This is a genomic window from Rhizobium sp. Root483D2 (assembly GCF_001426685.1).
In the GTDB taxonomy this organism is placed as follows: domain Bacteria; phylum Pseudomonadota; class Alphaproteobacteria; order Rhizobiales; family Rhizobiaceae; genus Pararhizobium; species Pararhizobium qamdonense.
The window spans coordinates 47076-69773 of record NZ_LMFB01000009.1 but is presented as its reverse complement, the minus strand read 5'-3'; the positions used below and the strand labels follow the sequence as shown (position 1 = coordinate 69773).

Annotated in this window: 19 protein-coding genes; 13 read left to right on the top strand and 6 right to left on the bottom strand. The window is 60.8% G+C overall.

The window, feature by feature from the left end:
• Nucleotides 1-78: 78 nt before the first annotated feature.
• A complete protein-coding gene (locus ASD32_RS06960; RefSeq protein WP_060637295.1) occupies nucleotides 79-1455 on the top strand; it encodes an FAD/NAD(P)-binding protein in 1377 nt (458 codons plus the stop codon).
• A 43-nt stretch (nucleotides 1456-1498) separates the two neighbouring features.
• Here the strand turns inward: ASD32_RS06960 and ASD32_RS06955 are convergent, their stop codons facing one another.
• From ASD32_RS06955 to ASD32_RS06945, 3 genes are all read right to left on the bottom strand, one after another.
• A complete protein-coding gene (locus tag ASD32_RS06955) occupies nucleotides 1499-2254 on the bottom strand; it encodes an esterase family protein (protein ID WP_060637294.1) in 756 nt (251 codons plus the stop codon).
• 3 nt (nucleotides 2255-2257) lie between these two features.
• Nucleotides 2258-3463 (bottom strand): ATP-grasp domain-containing protein, encoded by a 1206-nt coding sequence (locus ASD32_RS06950; RefSeq protein WP_244490117.1) that lies wholly within the window; start codon nucleotides 3461-3463, stop codon nucleotides 2258-2260.
• Between the two features lie 123 nt (nucleotides 3464-3586).
• On the bottom strand, nucleotides 3587-4237 hold the full coding sequence (locus ASD32_RS06945; protein ID WP_060637293.1) for a GntR family transcriptional regulator: 651 nt from the start codon (nucleotides 4235-4237) through the stop codon (nucleotides 3587-3589).
• Nucleotides 4238-4383: 146 nt separating this feature from the next.
• Between ASD32_RS06945 and ASD32_RS06940 the strand changes: the two genes are divergently transcribed.
• The 4 genes from ASD32_RS06940 (at nucleotide 4384) to ASD32_RS06925 (ending at nucleotide 9897) form a co-directional block, all read left to right on the top strand.
• Entirely contained in the window at nucleotides 4384-5808 is a 1425-nt protein-coding gene (locus tag ASD32_RS06940) for a malonyl-CoA decarboxylase (protein ID WP_060637292.1), read from the top strand.
• Complete coding sequence (locus tag ASD32_RS06935) at nucleotides 5805-7319, top strand: malonyl-CoA synthase (RefSeq protein WP_060637291.1); 1515 nt, start codon at nucleotides 5805-5807, stop codon at nucleotides 7317-7319. Before ASD32_RS06940 ends, ASD32_RS06935 begins: the two co-directional genes overlap by 4 nt.
• A gap of 95 nt (nucleotides 7320-7414) precedes the next feature.
• Nucleotides 7415-8761, top strand: coding sequence for an SLC13 family permease (locus tag ASD32_RS06930; RefSeq protein ID WP_060637290.1), 1347 nt, complete (start codon nucleotides 7415-7417; stop codon nucleotides 8759-8761).
• A 245-nt stretch (nucleotides 8762-9006) separates the two neighbouring features.
• The gene (locus ASD32_RS06925) at nucleotides 9007-9897 is read left to right on the top strand and encodes an AraC family transcriptional regulator (protein ID WP_082546670.1); all 891 of its coding nucleotides are present in this window, start codon (nucleotides 9007-9009) and stop codon (nucleotides 9895-9897) included.
• A gap of 39 nt (nucleotides 9898-9936) precedes the next feature.
• Here the strand turns inward: ASD32_RS06925 and ASD32_RS06920 are convergent, their stop codons facing one another.
• Entirely contained in the window at nucleotides 9937-12069 is a 2133-nt protein-coding gene (locus tag ASD32_RS06920) for a TonB-dependent siderophore receptor (protein WP_060637289.1), read from the bottom strand.
• A gap of 307 nt (nucleotides 12070-12376) precedes the next feature.
• Here ASD32_RS06920 and ASD32_RS06915 point away from each other — a divergent pair, with 307 nt between their 5' ends.
• From ASD32_RS06915 to ASD32_RS06895, 5 genes are read left to right on the top strand one after another with little or no spacing between them, the layout of a single operon-like run.
• Nucleotides 12377-13372, top strand: coding sequence for an iron-siderophore ABC transporter substrate-binding protein (locus tag ASD32_RS06915; protein ID WP_060637614.1), 996 nt, complete (start codon nucleotides 12377-12379; stop codon nucleotides 13370-13372).
• A complete protein-coding gene (locus tag ASD32_RS06910; RefSeq protein ID WP_060637288.1) occupies nucleotides 13369-14415 on the top strand; it encodes an iron ABC transporter permease in 1047 nt (348 codons plus the stop codon). Before ASD32_RS06915 ends, ASD32_RS06910 begins: the two co-directional genes overlap by 4 nt.
• Entirely contained in the window at nucleotides 14412-15452 is a 1041-nt protein-coding gene (locus tag ASD32_RS06905) for an iron ABC transporter permease (protein WP_060637287.1), read from the top strand. The genes ASD32_RS06910 and ASD32_RS06905 overlap by 4 nt, the downstream gene beginning before the upstream one ends.
• The gene (locus ASD32_RS06900; RefSeq protein WP_060637286.1) at nucleotides 15449-16285 is read left to right on the top strand and encodes an ABC transporter ATP-binding protein; all 837 of its coding nucleotides are present in this window, start codon (nucleotides 15449-15451) and stop codon (nucleotides 16283-16285) included. The genes ASD32_RS06905 and ASD32_RS06900 overlap by 4 nt, the downstream gene beginning before the upstream one ends.
• Entirely contained in the window at nucleotides 16282-17346 is a 1065-nt protein-coding gene (locus ASD32_RS06895; RefSeq protein ID WP_060637285.1) for a DUF2218 domain-containing protein, read from the top strand. The genes ASD32_RS06900 and ASD32_RS06895 overlap by 4 nt, the downstream gene beginning before the upstream one ends.
• A 72-nt stretch (nucleotides 17347-17418) precedes the next feature.
• Here ASD32_RS06895 and ASD32_RS06890 read toward each other — a convergent pair whose 3' ends face one another.
• The gene (locus tag ASD32_RS06890; RefSeq protein WP_060637284.1) at nucleotides 17419-17937 is read right to left on the bottom strand and encodes a hypothetical protein; all 519 of its coding nucleotides are present in this window, start codon (nucleotides 17935-17937) and stop codon (nucleotides 17419-17421) included.
• A gap of 137 nt (nucleotides 17938-18074) precedes the next feature.
• Here ASD32_RS06890 and ASD32_RS06885 point away from each other — a divergent pair, with 137 nt between their 5' ends.
• A complete protein-coding gene (locus ASD32_RS06885) occupies nucleotides 18075-18737 on the top strand; it encodes a response regulator transcription factor (protein ID WP_060637613.1) in 663 nt (220 codons plus the stop codon).
• The gene (locus ASD32_RS06880) at nucleotides 18734-20083 is read left to right on the top strand and encodes a HAMP domain-containing sensor histidine kinase (RefSeq protein WP_060637283.1); all 1350 of its coding nucleotides are present in this window, start codon (nucleotides 18734-18736) and stop codon (nucleotides 20081-20083) included. Before ASD32_RS06885 ends, ASD32_RS06880 begins: the two co-directional genes overlap by 4 nt.
• A 52-nt stretch (nucleotides 20084-20135) precedes the next feature.
• On the opposite strand, the gene ASD32_RS06875 is transcribed toward ASD32_RS06880, so the two are convergent.
• Nucleotides 20136-21281 (bottom strand): citrate/2-methylcitrate synthase, encoded by a 1146-nt coding sequence (locus tag ASD32_RS06875; protein ID WP_244490116.1) that lies wholly within the window; start codon nucleotides 21279-21281, stop codon nucleotides 20136-20138.
• Between the two features lie 58 nt (nucleotides 21282-21339).
• Here ASD32_RS06875 and ASD32_RS06870 point away from each other — a divergent pair, with 58 nt between their 5' ends.
• Nucleotides 21340-22428 carry a citrate synthase/methylcitrate synthase gene (locus tag ASD32_RS06870; RefSeq protein ID WP_060637281.1) on the top strand — a complete coding sequence of 363 codons (1089 nt, stop codon included), beginning with the start codon at nucleotides 21340-21342 and terminating at the stop codon, nucleotides 22426-22428.
• Nucleotides 22429-22698: the final 270 nt, after the last annotated feature.

Here is a 22698-nt window from a genome sequence, read left to right as displayed (position 1 = left end):
CGGTCGCCGATCCGATGGTGGCGGGCGGGCGCTCAGTGGCTGGATAAGGCCGGATGACATGCAGGAAGGAAGCGACCCATGACATTGCAGACTGCGCCGTTCCCCAAGTCTTCGAATGCTACCGGCTCTCTTGCCCGTATCGCCATCATTGGCCGTGGATTTACCGGAATCATGAACGCCATTGCGTTGCTCAAGGGCTTTAACCGGCCGTTCCATCTGGTGATGTTTGACCCAAATCCCAGGATCAACGGCGGGGAGGGCGTCAGCCGTTCGGCCAAGACGGTGCTCAACAGCCGCGTCCGCGATCTTTCGGTCGATCCCACCATCCGCATGGATTTCAGGCATTGGCTTGAAGCCGATGAAGAATGGCGGCAGGAGGCGAGCCGCGAGGGCGTCGATCATTCCTTCGTGTCGGGCGAGACGTTCAGCGCCTATGTCTATCAGCGGTTTTCCGAAGCGCTTCGGGACCGCACCGATGTCGTCGTCCGTATCCAGCCGGAGGCGGTCAGTACCGTGCACCGCGCCTCGCATGGCGGGCTTCTGGTCGTTTCCGACGAGGGTCAGCAAACGCATTTCGACGCGGTATTTTTAGCCAGCGGTTATGGCGTCAGTGAAAGCGCCGAGGAGGCACCGGCCGTCGGGCAGCCACAAAACGTGATCGTCATCGGCGGCGGTGTCTATGCGGTCGATCGGGCGCTGAAGCTGCTGTCCTCGAACGCCGCATCGCATATCACCTTGATCTCCGCCTCGGGTTTCCTGCCGCAATCGCACACCAACGCGGCCGTCGGCCCGGTCGCATCCAACCAGCCGTTGCCCAGCACGCTGCGCGGCGCATTCCGCTCCCTGCGCGAGGCGGCAAACACGGCCGATCTGGAAGGCTCCGGTTGGCAGGGCATCATGAACGGGTTTCGCCTGCGCGCGGGCGAGCTTTGGAAGGGGCTGACCGCCGAGGAGCGCCGCCGGTTCAAGCGCCATGTGAAGCCGATCTATGACAGCCATCGCAACCGCCTGCCACCGGCGCATTACCAGCGCCTGCATCAGGCCATCGCCAGCGGCGCCATCACCATGACGAAGGGCAAGGTGGAGCGGATCGCCACCAATGGAATATTGCTCTCGACATCCGCGGGGCTGCAGGTGCTTGCGGCAGACCGGACGGTCGATTGCCGCATCCGGCCGATCGATATCGACGCGCCGCTGTTCCGGTCGGTGATTTCTGCGGGTCTTGCAAAACGCGATGAACTGGAACTCGGCATTCTCGTCGATCGGTGCGGCCGGGCCGTCACAGGGCCGGAGACGTTCGAGGGGCTGTTCGTGATGGGGCCGCTCGGGCTCGGCAGTCTTCCCGATATAGACCAGGTGCCCGAGATCGTGCTGCAGGCCTATGCCGCCACCGCTGCGGCGCGCCAATGGCTGCATGATACGGGTGCTGCGGCCGATATCGAGCGTGTTGGCTAATCCGGCGAGCCGTGGACGGGGCTAGGGATGTACGAACGAACCGTCAGGCGGCCAGCCATTTGCCGAGGAAATAGGACATCTGCTTGCGCCACCACGGCCAGTCATGGCTGACATCATCGCCCCAATAATCGATGAGGGCGGGGATGGATTTGTGGCGGAGCACGCCCTCCAGCGCCCGGGTTTCCCCCAGCATTTCGTCTTCCCAGGCCCCTTGCCCGCAACTGACGATCAGGCGCAGCCGGCGGATGTCGCGCAGCAGGTGTTCATCCTCGATGCCAGGGAGATAATCGATCGGTGAGTTGAAGTAGATGGCGCCGTCAAGCGCAGGGCCGAAGAAGTGCCTGGTCGAATAGACGCCGCTGAGCGCGATCAGGCCGTCGCCCATCCAGGGAAAGCGGAACAGGAAATTGGCGGCGTGAAACGCGCCCATCGAACATCCCGTCAGCAGCGGGCGGATTTCCGTTCCCGCATTTGCCGCGCGGCTTGCCCGGAAAACCTCCGGCAGGAACTCCTCGCCTATATAGCGGAAATAGGCCTCGTGGCGTGCAATGCGGTGGTTGAAATCACCGTCCTTGCTGAAGAATGTCTCCCAGTCGATCCCGTCAACGGTGAAGATCTGCACCTGTCCGCTTTCGATGAAGCCCTGCAGTTCCTCGATCATGCCCGAATCTTCGTACTGGTAAAACCGGCCGTTCGATGTCGGGAAAACCACGACGGGGCGGCCACGATCGCCATAGACCTTGTATTCCATGGCGCGGCCAAGGTGCCGGCTCTCCCAGGCGTGATAGGAAACGTGCATGCGTCAGACTCTCAATTCGTGAATGAAGGCCACGATTTCGCGTACCCGATCGAGGCTACCGGCGCGGAACTGATAGGCGAAGTCACCCATAGCACGCCGGAATACGGTTTCCACCTCCTGGTATTTGACGAGGTCGGCATGCCATGTCCCGACAATGTCCTGATGGCTGTACCGGTAGTCGAGACGGTGTTTGCGGCTGGCATAACCGGTGAAATATTTGCCGGGAAACGGCCCGCCGGTGCGATTATGGGCGACCATGTTCGCCCATTCCTCGTAGATATCCATGTCATGCGTAAAATTGATCGCATCGGTCATCCAGGCACCAGGCGGGCGCATGTTGACTTCGAGCGCGATGATCTTGTTGTCCCGGCGGCGTTGAAACAATTCGATGTGGAAGAAGCGCTCGCGAATATCCATTGCCTTGAGAATATTGCGCCCGGCCTCCTCGATCTCCGGATCAATCGCTGGCAGGCAGAAATAGTAGAGATGGGAATCGGTATTCACGACCTCCATGATGCTTTGCTCGAAACGGTGGCTGGTGGCAAAGACCACATGGCCGTAACGATCAATCAGCCCATCATAGGTCAGGATGATGCCGTCGATATATTCTTCCAGGATGAACGGGATATCGGCCGGTTTGTTGCTGAAGAAACTGTCGAATTCGCGCGGTGTCGAGATCTTGTAGGTCATGCTGGCGCCGGAGCCGAGATCCGGCTTGACCACGATGGGGAACCCCACCTGGTCAATAAATTGAAGAGCGCTGGTCTTGTCGGAACTTTTCAGGTGGGCAACGGTGCTGACGCCGCTGCGGACGAAGTAATCCTTCATCTTCGATTTCTGCTTCAGATTGTCGATAAAATCCAGCTTGGTGCCATAGATATTGAAATCGGTGCGGATGCGGGCCTCAAGCTCCAGCCAGTGCTCATTGAGGGATTCGAAGCGGTCGATCTTGCCGTAGCGGTGAATGAAATAGCCGACAGCCCGTATGACCTCGTCGTCATTCTCCATGTCGGCAATGCGATAATATTCCGTCAGCGATGCTTGGAGCTTGCCCGATAGCTCATCAAAGGGGGCATCGCCGATCCCAAGCACGCGCACGCCGTTCCGGTTCAGATGGTGGCAAAACTCTTGGCCATAGGCGGGAAAATGCGGCGAAAAGAAAATGAAATTCAAGGGTTCCACCTTCACTGTATAGACCTGATGCATCATGCGTTACGCCTAGCGAAAGTCCAGCGCACCTTTTTCGCAATACCGGCCCAGACGTGTACCACCATCTAAAAGCGCAGCCTTTTGCAGAAACAAACAGCCGTTACGCCGGGCAGAGCGGCCGTTTCAGCGCGCAGCCATGTTTGCCACGAGATCGCTGAACCGTTCGCCCTGGATGCCGACATGTGCGCGCAGGAGACGGCGGGCTTCGTCTCCGTCTCCGGCAAAGATTGCTTCGACGATGGCGCAATGTTCCAGGAAGGATGTCGAGAGACGGTTGCGGACGCGCAGTTGCAGGCGGCGGTACGGGCGCAGGCGGCGGTGCAATTGGGCGCATTGCTCCTGAAGAAAGTCGCTTCGGCTTGCGGCGTAGATCGCCTTATGGAATTCCTCGTTGTCGTAATAGTAGGTATCGCTGTCACCGGCGCTGGCCGACTGTTCGCAGCGGCCATGGGTGGCCGTGATCGTTGCGCGCGATCCCTCGTCCAGCCGCCGCGCGGCAAGCGAACCGGCAAGGCCCTCCAACTCGGCCATGACCTCGAACATCTCGTAGACGCGGTGCGGCCCCGGATCGATCACGACGGCGCCCCGGCGTGGCCGGATTTCGATGAGGCCGATAGCGTCGAGCTGCATCAGCGCTTCGCGCACAGGAGTGCGGGAGACACCGAAACGGGTGGCAAGCACCGTTTCGTCGAGCCTTTCCCCCGGCAGGAACTCGTTGGAAAGAATGGAATTTTCAATCTCGTCCCGCAGCCATCGGCCGGCATTTTCCGACATTTTTGCTTTCCACATACACAAATTCAAATCTTGTATACACGATAGTTGACCTCGTGTACGAAGCGTGACATTCTTAATACTACCGGTGAAGGCGCGCGATGGAAAGTGGCGCGACCGCTGACAAGAGGCGGAAGGGAGGAAATGGTATGTCCGAGACGTCTTTCTTTACCGACATGCTGCAGAGCATCACGGATCGTGGCCGCCAGCTTCTGTTTTCCGGCTCCCGCACCCAGCAGATCGCCACGGAGGCGGATCTCCGGACGCTCTGCGAAATGCTCCTGTCGAGCCGCGGCGAGGCCTCGGGCATGGCGCTAGCGGCGGAAATATTCGATCGCTGGGATGCGCTCAAGGGTGATGGCGCGCAAGACTTCCTGAATATGCTTCATGAAAAATTCGGACCGGATACAGAAAGGCTTGATCAGGCGATTGAACATTACCGCAGCGACAATCGCTCCGCTGCCGTTATCGCTCTCCATCAGGCAGCCGAGCCGCGGCGCCAGGAGTTGCTGCGCCGGCTGAACCACGCGCCGAATGGCACCGCCAAGCTGGTCCAGATGCGTCAGCATCTGCTTGCGTCCAGCGGCCGGTCGGAAGGATATCATGCGCTCGACGCCGATTTCACGCATCTGTTCGGCTCCTGGTTCAATCGCGGCTTCCTGACGTTGCGCCCCATCGACTGGTCGACACCGGCCTATATTCTGGAAAAGATCATCAAATACGAAGCCGTGCACGAGATCGCCGGCTGGGACGAGCTTCGCCGCCGCCTGGCGCCGGCAGACCGGCGGTGTTTTGCGTTTTTCCATCCGCGCCTTGCCGACGAGCCGCTTGTCTTTGTCGAAGTGGCATTGACGCGGTCGGTGCCCAGCGCCATCGCCGATGTGCTCGACGAAGGCAGGGAGCAGATCAATCCCGATGAGGCGACCACCGCCGTCTTTTATTCGATCTCCAATTGTCAGGATGGGTTGCGGGGCATTTCGTTCGGCAATTTCCTGATCAAGCAGGTCGTGGACGATCTTCGCAAGGATCTGCCGGGCCTGAAGAATTTCGTCACCCTGTCGCCCGTTCCAGGCTTTTCCCGCTGGCTTGCCAAAGCGCGCACGTCTGCCTCCGACGGGCTTATGACGGACACGGCCCGTGAAACACTTGCCGTGCTCGACGACCCCAATTGGGCCGACGATGCGGGTACCGTCGCTGATGTGGAGCGGGTGCTTTTGCCTCTCGCGGCGCGCTATTTCCTGATCGAGCGGACGCCGGAGGGCCGCCCGATCGATCCGGTCGCCCGCTTCCATCTCGGCAATGGCGCGCGGCTGGAAAGATTGAATTTTTTGGGCGACCGTTCGGCCAAGGCGATGCAGCAGGCGCACGGATTGATGGTCAACTATCTCTACAAGCTCGACGACATCGTTGACAATCACGAGGCGATGGCGCAGCGCGGCGAAGTGATCGCCTCGGCGGCTGTCAAAGCCAGTCTCAATCAAAACGATGAAAGCCGCCGCAGCGGTCATGGCCAGCAAGGCACGGGTCCGTTCGCGCAGATCATGAATTCGACGCTTGGAGGAGGGCGAAAGTGAGCAACTATCTATTCGACGCCATCAGGGCGGCCGCGCCCGCAGATGCGCCGTTCATCCGGACCGGTGGCGCGCGCGCATGGAGCTATGATGAGGCGCTCGCTCTGTCCGGCCGCATGGCCAGTGCCATGGACACGCTTGGGATTCGTCCCGGCGACCGGGTTGCGGTGCAGGTGGAAAAAAGTGCCGAGGCATTGATCCTCTATCTCGCCTGTCTTCGAAGCGGCGCGGTCTACCTGCCGCTGAACACCGCTTATACGCTGGCGGAACTCGATTATTTTATCGGCGATGCCGAGCCGCGCCTGGTGGTCGTTGCATCATCCGCACGGGCGGGGATCGAGACGATCGCCAGGCCGCATGGCGCCATTGTCGAAACGCTCGACGCCGATGGCAGCGGTTCGTTGCTGGATCTGGCCCGCGATGAACCGGCAGACTTCGTCGATGCCTCGCGCTCCGCCGATGATCTGGCTGCCATCCTTTATACATCGGGCACCACCGGACGCTCCAAGGGAGCGATGCTCACGCATGGAAATCTGCTTTCAAACGCCATGACCCTACGCGACTACTGGCGCGTCACCGCTGCCGACCGGCTGATCCATGCCTTGCCGATTTTCCACACGCATGGCCTCTTCGTTGCCACCAATGTCACATTGCTTGCCGGCGCCTCGATGTTCCTCCTGTCGAAATTCGACGCCGACGAGGTGATCTCATTGATGCCGCAGGCAACGATGCTGATGGGTGTTCCCACATTTTACGTTCGCCTCTTGCAAAGCGCGCGTCTCGATCGCGACGCTGTCTCCAATATCCGCCTGTTCATCTCGGGTTCGGCTCCGCTGCTTGCCGAAACCCATGCCGGATTTGAGGCCCGCACCGGTCACGCAATCCTTGAGCGCTACGGCATGACCGAAACCAACATGAACACCTCGAACCCCTATGACGGCAAACGGGTTGCCGGAACGGTTGGTTTTCCGCTGCCGGGCGTGACGGTGCGCGTGACCGATCCTGCGACCGGCGATCAACTCGGTCCGGATGAAACCGGGATGATCGAGATCAAGGGGCCGAACGTCTTCAAGGGTTATTGGCGCATGCCGGAAAAGACCGCAGCCGAATTCACCGCCGACGGGTTTTTCATCAGCGGCGATCTCGGCAAAATCGACGGCGATGGTTACGTGCACATTGTCGGCCGCGGAAAAGACCTGGTGATTTCCGGTGGTTACAACATCTATCCGAAAGAGGTCGAAGGCGAGATCGATCTGATCGAGGGCGTGTTCGAGAGTGCGGTGATTGGTGTTCCGCATCCTGATTTCGGCGAAGGCGTGACCGCCGTCGTCGTGCGCAAACCCGGCGCTGATGTCGATGAAAAGGCCATTGTTGGCGCACTGCAGGACCGTCTGGCCCGCTACAAACAACCCAAATGCATCATCTTTGCCGAGGACCTGCCGCGCAACACGATGGGCAAGGTGCAAAAGAACATCCTGCGGCAGCAATACGCCGATCTCTACAGACGAACGTAAGACAACCGCACCTTCTGGGAGGAGGGTGCGCGCTATCCATAAATTAGCTCGACTGCAACAACTACGGCGCTGGAGGCGCCGGAGGGAGGGGACTCATGAGTATTGAACTTCTGTCCATAGGGCTGCTCGTTGCGATGTTCGTCGTCGCGACGATCCAGCCGATCAATATGGGGGCCTTGGCATTTGCCGGCGCCTTCGTGCTCGGCTCCCTGATCATAGGGATGAAAACCAGCGATATTTTCGCGGGCTTTCCAAGCGATCTGTTCCTGACGCTTGTTGCCGTCACCTATCTTTTTGCCATCGCGCAGATCAACGGCACGATCGATTGGCTCGTCGAATGCGCTGTCCGGATGGTGCGCGGACGCATCGGCTTGATACCCTGGGTGATGTTTCTCGTCGCCGCCATCATCACCGGTTTCGGCGCGCTTGGGCCGGCGGCGGTCGCCATCCTTGCGCCCGTCGCATTGAGTTTTGCCGTGCAGTACCGCATTCACCCCGTCATGATGGGTCTGATGGTAATCCATGGCGCGCAGGCGGGCGGATTTTCGCCGATCAGCGTCTATGGCGGGATCACCAACCAGATCGTGGAAAAAGCCGGGCTGCCCTTCGCGCCGACCTCGCTCTTCCTCTCCAGCTTCTTCTTCAATCTGGCGATTGCCGTGCTGGTCTTTTTCGTGTTCGGCGGCGCAAAGGTGATGAAGCAGGGTGCCGCAGCCGCTGGCCCGCTCCCTGACCTGCATCCGCAGGGCGTGTCGGAGACGATCAGAGGCCATGGCGGCACGCCGGCCAAGCCGATCAGGGAGCATGCTTATGGCACAGCTGCCGATACCGCTTCGACATTGCGCCTGAACAACGAGCGGATCGTCACCCTGATCGGCCTGACGGCGCTCGGCGTCGGCGCCCTGGTGTTCAAGTTCAATGTCGGTCTCGTCGCCATGACCGTGGCTGTGGTGCTCGCATTGCTGTCACCATCGACGCAGAAGGCCGCGATCGACAAGGTCAGCTGGTCCACCGTGTTGCTGATCGCCGGTATCATCACCTATGTCGGCGTCATGGAGAAAGCGGGCACTGTCGACTATGTGGCGAACGCCATTTCCAGCCTGGGCATGCCGCTGCTTGTGGCGCTTCTGCTTTGCTTCACCGGTGCGATCGTCTCCGCCTTTGCATCCTCGACAGCGCTGCTGGGTGCCATTATTCCGCTTGCCGTACCGTTTCTGCTCCAGGGACAGGTCAGCGCCATCGGCGTGGTGGCCGCAATCGCCATCTCGACAACGATCGTCGATACCAGCCCCTTCTCCACCAATGGCGCCCTTGTCGTTGCCAATGCGCCGGATGACAGGCGCGAGCAGGTGCTACGGCAGCTGCTGATCTACAGCGCCCTGATCGCCATCATCGGACCCATCGTCGCCTGGCTGGTCTTCGTGGTGCCGGGTGTCATCTGAGCGAAGAAAACAACCACTTTACAGCGTGCCGACGATCTTCGGCACGCTTGCGACCGGTAAAAATCTATCGATCCAACGGGTATGGCGCTCCTCCTGAATTCGGTCCCACTGCGTATTCACTTGCCAGCTTGCTAATAATATGACAAATCGTGTCAACTTAATGCGGCGCGCAAGCGATCGTCACGATGCGTTGAACTGCCGGCCTGATGAAGGACCGGCAGCTTCGAAGGGCGGGCAATCTACCAATGAGCTTCTGGCATTCCATGTCCTGGAAGACTGAAGGAATTCAGGTCGCAGCTCCGGTTCAGTGGCGCCAGTTGGATGGCCTGGTCAGCGTCCTGTGGGAAGCGGAAAGTCAGGCGGGTGCCAGCGGCTATTATCTGGCCGACGACCCGCGGATCATGTTTTTCTTCAATGACGTGTCGTCGAATGTCCGGATTTCCAACCGGAACGACGATTTCGCCCGCAATTCACGCTCAATGGCGCGGGCCGTCTATGTGCCGGCCGGGGTTCCGATGTGGACCAGCAGCAAGAGTGCGCATCGCTTCAGCCACCTTAATCTGCATTTGCACAAGGACCGGGCGCTCCGTTATCTTATGCCCTCGGTCGGCAGTTCGGCAGCGCAGACAGCGATACGCCGCCCTGTGGAACTGCAGGATGTTTCGGCGATCGAAGCGCTGGCAAAACTGCTCGCCGACGAAATCAGAAACCCGTCGAAACATGCCGTCTATGCCGAAAGCCTCGTGGGCAGCATTGTTGCCGGCCTTCTGGATATTCCCGCAGAGACCAGCGAGAAAGCCGCCGGCAGGTTGACGCAGGCGCAGATGAACAAGCTGCAATCCCATATCGAGAAGCGTGGCGACTACCGGATGACCATCGCCGACATGGCTGCAACGGTTGATCTCTCCGAAAGCTGGTTTGCCAGCGTGTTCAAGCAAACGACCGGAAAATCGCCGCTGCAATGGCAGCTTTCCAAGCGGATCGATCAGGCAAAACAACTGCTTGCAGAAGGCGATCTTCCGGTGGCGACCATTGCAGCACAGCTCGGCTTTTCCGATCAGGCGCATCTGACACGGGTGTTCCGGCAGATTGCCGGCGAAACACCCGCCGCTTGGCGCAAGCTGCAACAGGGCTGAAATCTCCCGCCAGCGCTGTCTGCGGGCGGGAGAGAGCTCTCACCAGGTTTGGCGAAGCGTGGCCAGAACCGAGCGGCCGGGATTGTAGTAAACCGCGCCGCTGTCTTTGCTGGCCACATGCTTTTCGTCGAACGCATTGTTGACGTTCAGCTGAAATGTGGTGTTTTCCTGGATCTTGTAGGTGAAGGCCGCATCGAAGACGACGGCGCTCTGCGACGATGTCGTGTTGCTGATATTCGTGAAATAGGAGTCCGTATAGCGGGCCCCGACCCCGAATGTCATGTCGCCGCGTGCGCCCTGGCCTTCCAATGTATAGGTGCCCCAGACCGATGCCAGATGCTTGGGCACGCGCATGAGGCGGTTGCCGTCATTGTCGCCGCCGGGCTCATCGATTTTGGAGTCGATATAGCTATAGGCTGCGATGACATTGATATTGTTGGTCACTTCCGCCTTGGCTTCGAGTTCGAAACCGCGATGCCTGACCTTATCGACCGTTTGCGGCAGGTATGTCACCTGATCAAAGACGGTAATATTGCCCTTGGTCAGATCGTAGATGGAAGCGGTGATCAGTGCTGGAAAACCCTCCGGCCGGTATTTGATCCCGGCTTCGTACTGCTTTCCGGTCGTCGGGTCGGCGCCCGAGGCGGGCGGCGCCGCAGATTCGGCGTAGCTGATATAGGGAACCAGTTCCTCGGTCAGCTTGTAGCTGACACCGAACCGCTTCGTGAACTCGCTGTGGGTACCGGCAACCGTCGAGCCCGCGATAAGATTTGTTTCGCTGAGATCGAGCCAGTCGTTGCGCAGCCCGACGCTGACTGTGAGCTTGTCGAAGAAGGTCAAATCCTGCTGCAGATAAAGCCCGTTGGTCTTCTGGTCGTTGTTCGTGCTGGCATAAGGCACCAGAGAACCAGGGCCACCGGAATAGATCGGGTTTTCCCAGTTGATCGGCGGTGCTGATGTATAGAAGTTGTCGCTGTCGGACTCGTATTTGTTGTAGTCGGCTCCGAAAAGGGTGCGGCTCTCCACATCGTTGAAATTCGTCTCGTAGACCAGATGCGCGTCAATGATGAACTGCTCGGTCGATTTATCATTGCCGAAGAAATAACGGCCAGCTTCGGTTGAGCCGTCTGTCGGCGTGCTGCCGATATAGGCACTGCCGAATCCGTCATTCAGATTGCTGTAGCGGGCATTGGAATGGAAGCTGAGGCCATTGCCGAAATCGTGGTCGAACAGGACGCTATACGTGTTGCGGTTCGTCTCGCTGAAATAATAATCCGGTTCGCCGAAGAATTTGTCCCGGTCGAAATCTGTGCCGAGCGGGTGGCCGCCGCTGCCGGGAACCCCGTCCTTGTCGAGATGATCGAAGACGAATGTCAGGCTTGTCGCGTCGGTCGGGCGCCAGGTCAGGCCGCCCATGATGAAGTTCTCGTCATCCTGCGAATAATCGTACTCGGCGTCCGACCGCTGAAACTTGCCGGTCAAACGGTAGGACAAGGTATCGTCCTCGGTAAAATTGTCGCCGAAATCGAAGCCCAGCTCTTTGTGCGCAAACGAGCCGCCGGTGCCATAGACTTCGCCGAAACGCTCATTCTTAGGTGTTTTCGTGACGTAGTTCACCGATCCGCCCGGCTCGGCTGCGCCGAAACCTGCGGAACTGGCGCCCTTCAGGACCTCGATACGTTCGAAGGCGTAGGGTTCTTCGCGGACCCCCGCAAAGGTCCGGCCGATCGCCAGACCGTCGCGATAGGTGTAGGGCGTGAAGCCGCGAATGTCGAAATAGTCATAGCGGTCGTCTGAGCCGTAGAAATCGGTGGTCACGCCAGCCGTGTACTGCACGACCTGCTCGACGGTATCGGCGGCGCGTTCCTGGATTTCCTTGGAGGTGATGACGGAGACCGAGGCGGGTTCCGTCAGAATATCCGTCGGCATCTTGCCGGCGCCGGTCGTTTCCGTGGCAACGATCGAGCGCGAGTCGTCATCCGTGTTCAGGACGCCTGCGCCAGACCCCGCCTGCACAGTGAGCGTCTCCAGCGCCGTGGCGCTGCTAGTGGCGTCCTGGGCAATCGAATAGCCTGGTATCAGCGTGACAAGTGCCGTGCAGGCGAAAAGCAGCGCGTTGCGATGGCGGATCGGGGCCTGCCGTGACCGGGCGCCTGTTCTGTCGATGTCCATTTTCTTAAATCCAAACTGACGTAACTGCGGGTGATCGGCGGGGCCGACACGGTTTTCGGGCGCCGATAACCATCGCATCCGGCTGTCGCGAGCGAATCAAGCCGCCGGCGTCGTGTCCGCTCAATGTCATCATCCCCGATGCATCTATTAACTGGAGTGACTTTATCCAGTATTGTACAATTCCCCGGTTTTGTAGGATCCCACAGAAATCTATGCGCGGTTTCCACATCGTTGCTGCTTTGCCGTTGACGCCGCGCATTGAAGCTGAGAGTTCAGGTCAACTTATAGTGTCGAATGGAGTATGGCGATGAGACTGTTCCGTCTCTGCGCACAGGTATTGGTAGCCTGTGTCTGGATTGTCACGCAGGGATCCGCGCTGGCCGCAGAAAGCGTGTCCTATCCGATCAGCATCAAGCATGCTTTCGGCACGACGGTCATTCAGAAGAAACCGGAGCGGGTCGCAACCGTTGCCTGGGCGAACCATGAGGTGCCCTTGGCGCTCGGTATCATTCCTGTCGGCATGGCGCGCGCCAATTTTGGCGACGATGACGCAGATGGCATCCTGCCATGGGTGGCGGAGCGGCTGGACGAACTCAAGGGCGAGAGGCCGGTGCTGTTCGACGAGGGCGATGGCATCGATTTCGAGGCTGTGGCGGCGACCCGTCCGGACGTGATCCTTGCCTCCTATTCCGGCCTCAGCCAGGCCGATTACGATACGTTGAGCCAGATCGCCCCGGTCATTGCCTATCCACAGGCACCATGGTCGACCGATTGGCGCGAGATGATCCGGTTCAACAGCGCTGGACTGGGCATGCGGGCAGAGGGCGATGCGCTGATCGCCGGTATCGAAGCCGACATCAAGAACACGCTGGACGGCCATCCCGAGCTGAAGGGCAAGTCGGCCATGTTCATCACCCATCTGAGCGCATCGGATCTCAGCATCATCAATTTCTACACCACCAACGACACGCGGGTGAAGTTCTTCGCCGATCTGGGGCTGACGTCTCCAAAGAGCGTCCTTGCGGCATCGCAAGCCGGAAAATTCGCGGGCTCGGTCAGTGCCGAACAGATCGATGCGTTCGACGATGTCGATATTCTGGTGACATACGGCGACCAGACGTTGTTTGAGTCCTTGAGAACCAACCCGTTGACCGCGCATATGCCGGCGGTCGCGCATCAGTCTCTCGTCATGCTCGGCAGCAATCCGGTCGGAAACGCGGCAAATCCGACGCCGCTTTCGATCAGATGGGTGCTGAAGGACTATGTGGCGCTTCTCAGCGAGGCGGCCAAGAAAGCGAAATGACCACCGGCATCCTCAAGACATCGGACCGCCGCTGGGTGTCCGCAACCCGGTCAAACCGGGTCAGAAGCCTTTGGCTGGCGGGGCTCATCGCGGTGCTGGCGCTCCTGCTCGCCCTATCGGTCACGGTCGGCACCCGCAACGTCGAATGGAGCGATATCGCTGCGGCACTTGGCGGCACGCAGGACAATATCGGGCAAGCGGCGATTGCGCTGCGCATCCCGCGCACCGTCCTCGCCTTGCTTGCGGGTGCTTCGCTCGGGCTCGCAGGCGCGATCATGCAGGGTGTCACCCGCAATCCGCTTGCCGATCCCGGCATTCTCGGCGTCAATATGGGCGCTTCGCTCGCTGTCGTCATCGGGGTCGCCTGGTTCGGAATGTCCTCGGCTCATGCCTATATCTGGACGGCGATCGCAGGCGCCGGATGCACCGCTGTTTTCGTCTATACGATCGGATCGCTCGGAAGAGGCGGCGCAACGCCGCTCAAGCTGGCCCTGGCAGGTGCCGCCACCTCGATTGCCTTTGCGTCCCTTACCGTCGCCGTCGTGCTGCCACGGGGCGATATTGCTGGTGGTATCCAGTCCTGGCAGATCGGCGGCGTCGGCGGCGCGACATACGGGCGGATTGTTCCGGTGCTGCCGTTTCTTGCGGTTGGCTTCGCGATCAGCCTTTTGTCTGCACGAAAGTTGAATTCCCTGGCTCTGGGCGACGAACTGGCCGCCGGTCTCGGTGAGCGGGTTGCCGTAGCGCGCGCGGTCGCCTCGCTCGGCGCCATCCTTCTGTGCGGCGCAACGACCGCCGTTTGCGGGCCGATCGGCTTTCTGGGACTGGTGGTGCCGCATCTTTGCCGGACGCTGATCGGCGTCGATCATCGCTGGCTGCTGCCGTTTTCCACTTTGGGCGGTGCTTGCCTGCTGCTCGGCGCCGATGTCCTCGGGCGGATCGCCGCCCGGCCTGGCGAGATCGATGTCGGGATCGTCACGGCGCTGATCGGGGCTCCGTTCTTCATCTGGATCGTCCGGCGCCAGCGGGTGAGGGAACTGTGACCGTATTCTCACCGACAATCGACGTCCTTATCGCCAACCGCCGCCGCCGCGCGGGCACGCACGCCGTCCTGCTCGCCGTGCTGTTTGCCCTCGTCCTCGCCGTGTTCGGGATCACCCTTTCGGTGGGGCAATCGTTCACGCCGCCCCTGGACGTCATCCGCGTGCTGCTTGGAGAAGACGTGCCCGGCACATCCTTTACCGTCGGTCAATTGCGCTTGCCGCGCGCTATCCTGTCGATTCTTGCCGGCATGTGTTTCGGGTTGGGCGGCGTTGCATTCCAGATCATGCTGCGCAATCCGCTGGCCAGCCCCGACATTATCGGCATCACCTCGGGCGCCGGGGCCGCCGCCGTATTCGCGATCGTCGTTCTGTCGATGACCGGGCCGATGGTCTCGATCCTCGCCGTTGCCGCAGGCCTCTTCGTCGCCGTGCTTGTCTACGGGCTTTCGTTCCGCAACGGAATTGCCTGCACGCGCCTCATCCTCGTCGGGATCGGCGTGTCGGCCATGCTGCAAAGCGTAATCGCCTACATCCTGTCGTCTGCGCCCGCATGGAGCCTGCAGGAGGCGATGCGCTGGCTGACAGGCAGCGTCAACGGCGCGCAGCTTTCGCAGGCGCTGCCGCTTCTTCTCGCTCTCGCTGTGTTCGGCGGGCTTCTGCTCAGCCGCACCCGCGATCTCGAAACATTGCAACTGGGTGACGATACCGCCGCCGCTCTTGGGGTCCGGGTCGCCAGAACCCGCATGCTGGTCATCGTCTCGGCCGTCGGTATGATCGCGACTGCAACGGCGGTTACCGGACCGATCGCCTTCGTGGCTTTTCTCTCCGGGCCGATTGCGGCGCGCATCGTCCGCAACAATGGATCATTGCTTCTGCCATCGGCGCTGGTCGGAGCCATTCTCGTGCTTTCAGGCGATTATGCCGGTCAGCTTCTCTTGCCGAGCCGCTATCCGGTCGGCGTGGTGACCGGCGCGCTGGGTGCGCCCTACCTGATTTTCCTGATCGTCCGCGTCAACCGGACAGGAGGCTCTTTGTGACTGTTCATTCCCTCGCCGCCAGCGGGCTTTCGGCTGGCTATGACGATCGGGAAATCCTGCGGGATCTCGACCTGACGATCCCTGCGGGAAAGATCACCGTGATCGTCGGCGCCAATGCCTGCGGCAAGTCCACGCTGCTGCGCACCATGTCGCGCCTCATTTCGCCCAAACAGGGACAAGTGCTGCTGGATGGCAAGTCCATCCACCACACGCCCTCGCGGGAACTTGCCAAAACATTGGGTCTTTTGCCGCAGTCGCCGGTGGCGCCGGAAGGAATTGCCGTTGCCGATCTCGTCAGCCGCGGCCGGCACCCGCACCAGAGCCTGTTTTCCCGCTGGACGCGGCAGGACGATGAAGCCGTGGACAGCGCGCTTGCAGCCACCAAAACCTTCGATCTTGCCGAGCGGCCGGTCGATGAGCTTTCCGGAGGCCAGCGCCAGCGCGTCTGGATCGCCATGGCGCTCGCCCAGGACACCGACATCCTGCTGCTCGACGAGCCGACGACCTTCCTCGACATCAATCACCAGATCGAGGTGCTCGATCTCCTGACGGATTTGAACCAGGCGCGCGGCACGACGGTGGTCATGGTTCTGCATGATCTCAATCTGGCGGCACGCTATGCGGACTATCTCGTCGCCATGGCGGACGGGCGCGTTCACGCCTTCGGCACGCCGGAAGATGTGCTGACGCAGGAGATGGTCCGGCAGGTCTTCGGATTGGAAAGCCGCATCATGATCGATCCCATTTCCGCCCGGCCAATCATGTTGCCGATCGGCCGCCACCGGATGGCCAGCAATGCGCCCGCGATGGCGCAAAAGGAGACGCGCCTATGAATGCCATTCCATCATTCAAGCTTTCGGGCATCGCCATCCCCGCGAGTACCGATCATATGCTGGACGAGATCTGCGAGCATTTCATCGAGCATGCCGACGTCGAACGGAACAGAGATCGGGCGATTTTGCGAAGCAAGACCAGCATCGTCAGAATTCGTGCAGACAAGGGGACATTGCTGATCGAGCTGGATTGTCCGTCGCTGGAAGCGCTTCAGGCGGCCCGTACCGATATCGCGGAACATCTTTTCTACTTTGCCGGCGAAGAGCCGTTGGAGCTCACCTGGACGCCGCTATCGTCCTTGCCGGCGCTGCCGAATCTCCACGAAATAACAGTGGTTTCCGCTGAAGATGTAACCCCGCACATGCGCCGGGTCATCTTTTCCTGCGCTGACATCACGCCTTTCGCCGGTGGCGATATGCATGTCCGCCTGCTGGTTCCGCCAAAGGGCAGGCCGCCGGTTTGGCCGGGCTTTCGCGAGGATGGGCGTATCGCATGGCCGGAAGGCGATGACGAACTTCTTGTTCGGGTCTACACGATCCGCACCGTCGATATCGAGCGCGGAGAAATCTGGATAGATTTCCTGCAGCATCCAATGCCTGGCATATCCACGCCAGGCGCCGATTTCGCGCGCGACGCCCAGATTGGAGACAGGGCAGCCCTTCTGGGCCCAGGCGGCGGCGGTCTGCCATCCGCACAGTCCATCCTTCTGATCGGCGACGAAAGCGCGCTGCCGGCCATTGCCCGTATCGCAGCCGAAATCCCTGCGGGCACGCAGATGCGCGCGATCATCGAAGTCGAGAATGCGGCGGAAGAGCAGCCGCTTCCAACCGATGGAACGCTGGAGGTCAGCTGGCTGCACCGAGGCGATTATCCGGATCGCCGCGATCGCGCTCTGTTGTCACGAGCCACAGATGCAATCGCGTTGAGCGATGCGGAAACGTTCATCTGGGCGGCCTGCGAAAAGACGGACATCCGTGCCATTCGCTCGATCCTCAAAGGGCGCAAGCACGATCACCGGAAAATGTACGTCGCCTGGTATTGGGAGCGCGCTGAAACCTAGGGCCTCACATCGTCTGGCTTGCCAGATCTCCGGCAACGTATCGTGCCGGAGATGATGTTGCCGATAGGCCGGTCAGCCAGCGACGTGGCGCAGCCAGCCTGGCATCTTGCCGTGCGGCGGGCCGCCAGCCGGGCCGAGCGCCTCGATCTTTCCATCTGCGCGCGTCAGGTATGTCGCATGGATGAAGCCGTTTTCGAAACGGCCCTGAACGCTGACGGTCTCGTCCTTGGCGACCAGTTTCCCGCCTTCGCCGGATGGTCCGGTTTCGACCAGCGCCCGTCCGCTCTGATCCTCGACGACGAACTTGTTGCCAAAAATCTCGACGACCTTGCCTTTGACCGTGACCAGGCCCCAATCCGGCATCGTTGAGATCGCCACCGGCGTCATCGGTGCCATTTCGGCGTTTGGGCGTACCATCGCAATGGCGCCAGCCCCGGCGACGGCGCCGAAACCAAGCAGGGCGATGCCGGCAATCGCGGTGGCTGCAAAGTGACGGCCACGTGGTGGTGCCTTGTGCGGCTTTGTATGTGGAGCAGAGCCGTCCTGCGGCAGCGGTGTGGCGGCTGTTTCGTTTGTATGTTCGATAGGCATGTTAAAACTCCTTCTGTTTGACCCTTGCAGTTTTAACATCGCGGCCGAAACTCAACCTGAACCACGCGGTTCAGGTTGAGTTAAGCTGAAACGGGATATTGAGCGGCGGTTCCAGCCGCCTGAAGGAAAATGTATCGATGCGGATATTGCTGGTCGAGGACGACAGGGATTTGGCCGAGCGGATTGGAAAAGCCCTTCGCGCCGAAAACTTTGCCGTCGATGTGGCTGTCAATGGCGAGGACGGCGCGCATCTCGGATCGACGGAGGCCTTTGACGCCGCAGTGCTTGACCTCGGCCTGCCCAAACTGGATGGCGTTTCGGTGCTCAAGCTCTGGCGCGACGCGGGACGCAATATTCCGGTTCTGGTTTTAACAGCCCGCGACGGCTGGTCGGACAAGGTGGAAAGTTTCAAGGCGGGCGCCGACGACTACCTGACCAAGCCATTCAAGGTCGAGGAACTGGTGATGCGGCTGCGCGCACTTGTGCGGCGCGCGGCCGGCCATGGCAGCGCAAAGATCTCCTGCAACGGTCTCGCATTCGACGCCCAGCTCGGCACGTTCGAGCTCGATGGCCTGCCGTTGAAACTGACCGCGTTGGAATGGCGGGTCCTGTCCTGCCTGATCCTGCGCAAAAACATCGTCGTTGATCGCCGCGAACTGATGGAGCGCATTTATGAAGGGGATGTCGAGGTCGAGTCCAATTCGATGGAGGTGATCATCACCCGGCTTCGCCGCAAGATCGGTGCAGCCATGATCGAGACGGTGAGGGGCCGGGGATACCTGTTGCGGGGCGACCCATGAGACTTGCACCGACCACCATTGCTGGCCGCCTGCTGTTGTCCGCCGTCCTGTTTGTAACGGCAGCACTTGTGGTCGCGGGCGTGGTCCTGGCCTTTATCCTGCATCAGGTCGTTTCCGATCAGGTCGATCAGCGGCTGCAAGCGCAGGCGTCATCCCTGGTTGCGGCACTGTCCATCGACGCCGGTGGCCAGATATCGATTGTGCCCGGTCTTGACGGGCCGCCCTTTGATCGCCGTGGGTCGGGATGGTACTGGCAGATCGAGGCGGCGAACCAGACGTTGCAATCCCGCTCATTGGCAGGCGGCAGCCTCAAGGTTCCACCGCCACCGTTCGACTGGCGGCATCTTTTTTCCAACAGGCCCACCGCGACTGACACCAGCGATTCCAACGGGCGTTCCCTGCATGTCATCACCGTGACATCGCAACTGCAGGGCAGGCCGGTCACCGTCCATGTGTCGGCGCCTGCCGCCGCGATCTCCGGACCCCTGACGCGGGCACTGATCTGGCTTTTGCCATCGATCGGCATTCTCGGCCTGGGATTGATCTTTGCCACGCTTCTGCAAATCCGCGTCGGTCTTAGCCCGCTTCGGAAACTGCGCCTGTCGCTTCAGGACGTCCGCTCCGGCGCCAGCGCGCGCGTGCCAACAGCGCAACCGGCCGAACTGATGCCCGTCGTTGCCGAATTGAATGCGCTGATTAGCGAAAACGAGGAGCGTCTGGCAAGCGCGCGCCTGTCGCTTGCAAATATGGCCCATAGCCTGAAGACGCCACTGGCCAGCCTTTCCCTGGCGCTGAGCGAAGCCGGGCGGGATCCGACGGGTGCGCTTCAAAATCTGACCGGCCAGATCGACACCCGCATCCGCCATCATCTCGGCCGCGCCCGCGCTGATGCCGGCGCGGGACACGGCCGGTCGCGCACCGATGTCGGATCGCACCTCAGCGATCTCACCGGCATCATGGACAAGATCTACCGCGAACGCCGCATCAGCCTGTCATTTTCCGTGGAGCCGGATCTGGTGGCGGCATGTGACGAGCAGGATTTTGACGAACTGGCGGGAAATCTGATCGACAATGCGTTCAAGTGGGCGTCCACCAGTGTCGCCGTCACTGCGGTCAAAGCCAGTGGAAAGGCCGTGATCACCATTACTGACGATGGCGAAGGAATTCCGCAACACGCCATGAGCAGGGTTTTGCAGCCCGGTCAGCGCCTGGATGAAACCGTCCCCGGACACGGTTTCGGCCTTTCCGTCAGCCAGGATCTCGTCAGCCTCTATGGCGGCTCGTTGCGTGTTGAGGGCGCGCAAGGCCAGGGACTTAAAGTGACGATCGAACTCCCAGCCGCCTGACGGGCCTGTCAGGTCCGGAGGGATCGCGATGGTGGCTGCCATTATCGCCGGGCTATGACCCCGCATAGCTGGCCCTTGGGCGAATGAGCTGGCCGCTCTCCACCTGTTCCATGGCATGGGCCAGCCAGCCGACCGTGCGCGACAGGGCGAAGATCACCAGCGGAGCTTCCTGCGGAAGATCGAAGGTTGCCGCAAGCGCGGCGAGCGCAAAATCGATATTGGGTGGTTCGCCGAGAAGGTCTTCGCCTGCCTTGGCGAGCATGCCATAGAGTGCCGGGACCTCGAAACTTTCCAGGATGATCTTGGCGCGCGGATCGCCATGCGGATAAAGCTGGTGGCCAAAGGCCCTGACGGCCCCTTCCGAGGAGAGCATGGCCCGGATCGCCTCACGCACCCCGATCGAGCCGGCCTGCCCGGCAAGCCGCGTGACACTCAGCCAGGCGCCGCCATGCCGGGGGCCGGTAAGTGTTGCAAGCCCTGAAAGCGCCGCAGCTGAAAGCGCGGCACCCGAAGACGCCGTCACGCGCGCCGCAAAGGCAGACACGTTCAACTCGTGTTCCGCCGCAAGCACCAGGGATTTCCGGATGGGCTCTGCCGCGTCCGGCCGCTTCCATCCCAAGGCCAGGCGTTGATGCAGCGGTATGGGGTCCGGCCATGGCGCCAGTCCCGCTGCCACGGTTGACAGCACGTCTGCAGCCTCGGTCCGCAAAACCGCCGGATTGCGGCCCAGCGCTGGCAGGTCGTCTACAACGCGCGCGGCGAGATCTCCAAGAGCCGCAGCCAGCCTCGATCTTCCCGTCATCTCGCAACCGAAAGCCTTGACCACAACGCCAGGCGTTTCCCAGAGCAATATCGCGATATCCTCCAGTGCCGCCGCGCTGGAAAGGTCGGCTGCGTCGCGGCCGCGGTACAGCAGCCTGCCGCCGGCGATGCTCGATATCGTCGTCGGCAGAACCGGATCACCCCATCGGATCGCCTGTGCCGCCACCGCCGCCGTATGCCGCCGTCCCGAATGGCGCTCAGCCAAGCGCTGGACATCATCGGCATGATAAAGGCTGCGGCGGGGATCGGTAGGGTCGCGCTTGGCGCGGATGCGCCCACGGCTGACATTGGCGTAGAGCGTCTGCGGCTTGGTGCCGAGCCTTGCGAGCGCGTCGTCGGTGGTGATCCAGAGCGTCTTCATATTGATCGATTTCATCAAGATTGACGTCAATGACGCTAGGCCGGATCATCGCTGGCGTAAAGGAGACATACAGATGAAAAATGGACTTGAAGACGTCGTCGCCGCCGAAACGCAGCTGTCCGATGTCAATGGCGAGGCCGGTCAGCTGGTTATTCGCGGCGTTTCGCTTGACCGCCTTGTCGAATATGCACGCTACGAGGATGTTGCTCTTCTCCTGCTCGACGGTTTGCTGGAGGAGAGGCTGGACAGGGACAGCCTGTGCCTGCGGCTTGGGCAGATGCGCAAAGAGGTTTTTTCCCATATCGGCGCCATCGATGATGACCTGCTGCACCTGCCGCCGGTTGATATCATGCGCGCGCTGATTGCCCGGCTTGCGGACGGAGATGATCTCGACACGGCGCTTCGCCTGCTTGCCGCACCCGCCGTTTTTCTGCCTGCAATCCTGCGCCTGAAGAGAGGCGAAACGCCGGTCGCGCCGACGTCGTCGCTCTCCCAGTCCGCCGATATCCTCACCATGCTCAGCGCGGCTGTGCCGGGCGCAGTGCAGGTGGCCGCGCTCGATACCTATCTGGTGACGATTTCCGATCACGGCCTCAACGCATCGACCTTCGCCTCACGGGTGATCGCCTCCACGAAGTCCGGCCTGACCTCCTCCGTTCTGGCCGCACTCAGCGCCTTGAAGGGACCGCTGCACGGAGGCGCGCCTGGCCCTGTGCTCGATATGCTGGATGCAGTCGGGACAAAGGACAACGCCGCAAAATGGCTTAGGCAGGCTTTGGATCGCGGCGAGCGGCTGATGGGCTTCGGGCACCGGATCTACCGCGTCCGCGATCCACGCGCCGATGCTCTGAAAGGCGCTTTGACGCAGATGATTGCCGCCGGTCAGGTTGATCGTGACCGTATCGGTCTGGCGGAAGCCGTTGAACAGAGCGCGCTTGCCATCCTGAAAGAGCGCAAGCCCGGCCGTCCTCTCGACGTCAATGTGGAGTTCTACACCGCGCTCCTGCTCGACGCACTGACATTCCCACGGGACGCCTTCACCGGCGTCTTTGCCATCGGCCGCACGATCGGCTGGATCGCCCATGCCCGCGAGCAATCGCTCGAAGGCCGGCTCATCCGTCCGCGTTCCGTCTATGTCGGACCGCTGCCAAAGGCAGCGTGACGGTCCTTCTGGATATCGTTGCAGCAAGGCCTTTAAAGAGCTTGCTGCAACGGCGGGCGAGCTGGCGTCACATAAGCCCGCACCGGCGAAAGGCTTAACAACACAATCTGCTCGCTGTCGGGCGGATAGGTATTGTCTGAGAGGCCCCAACTCAGTCTTCCGGACATTCAACACAAAGCCTCAGCAAAGTTGCCCTCGCAACGCCGTTGCCTCTTCTGTTGGCAATTTTAGGTACTGCCTAAAAAGTGGCTTGACGGCCACATTGGAACT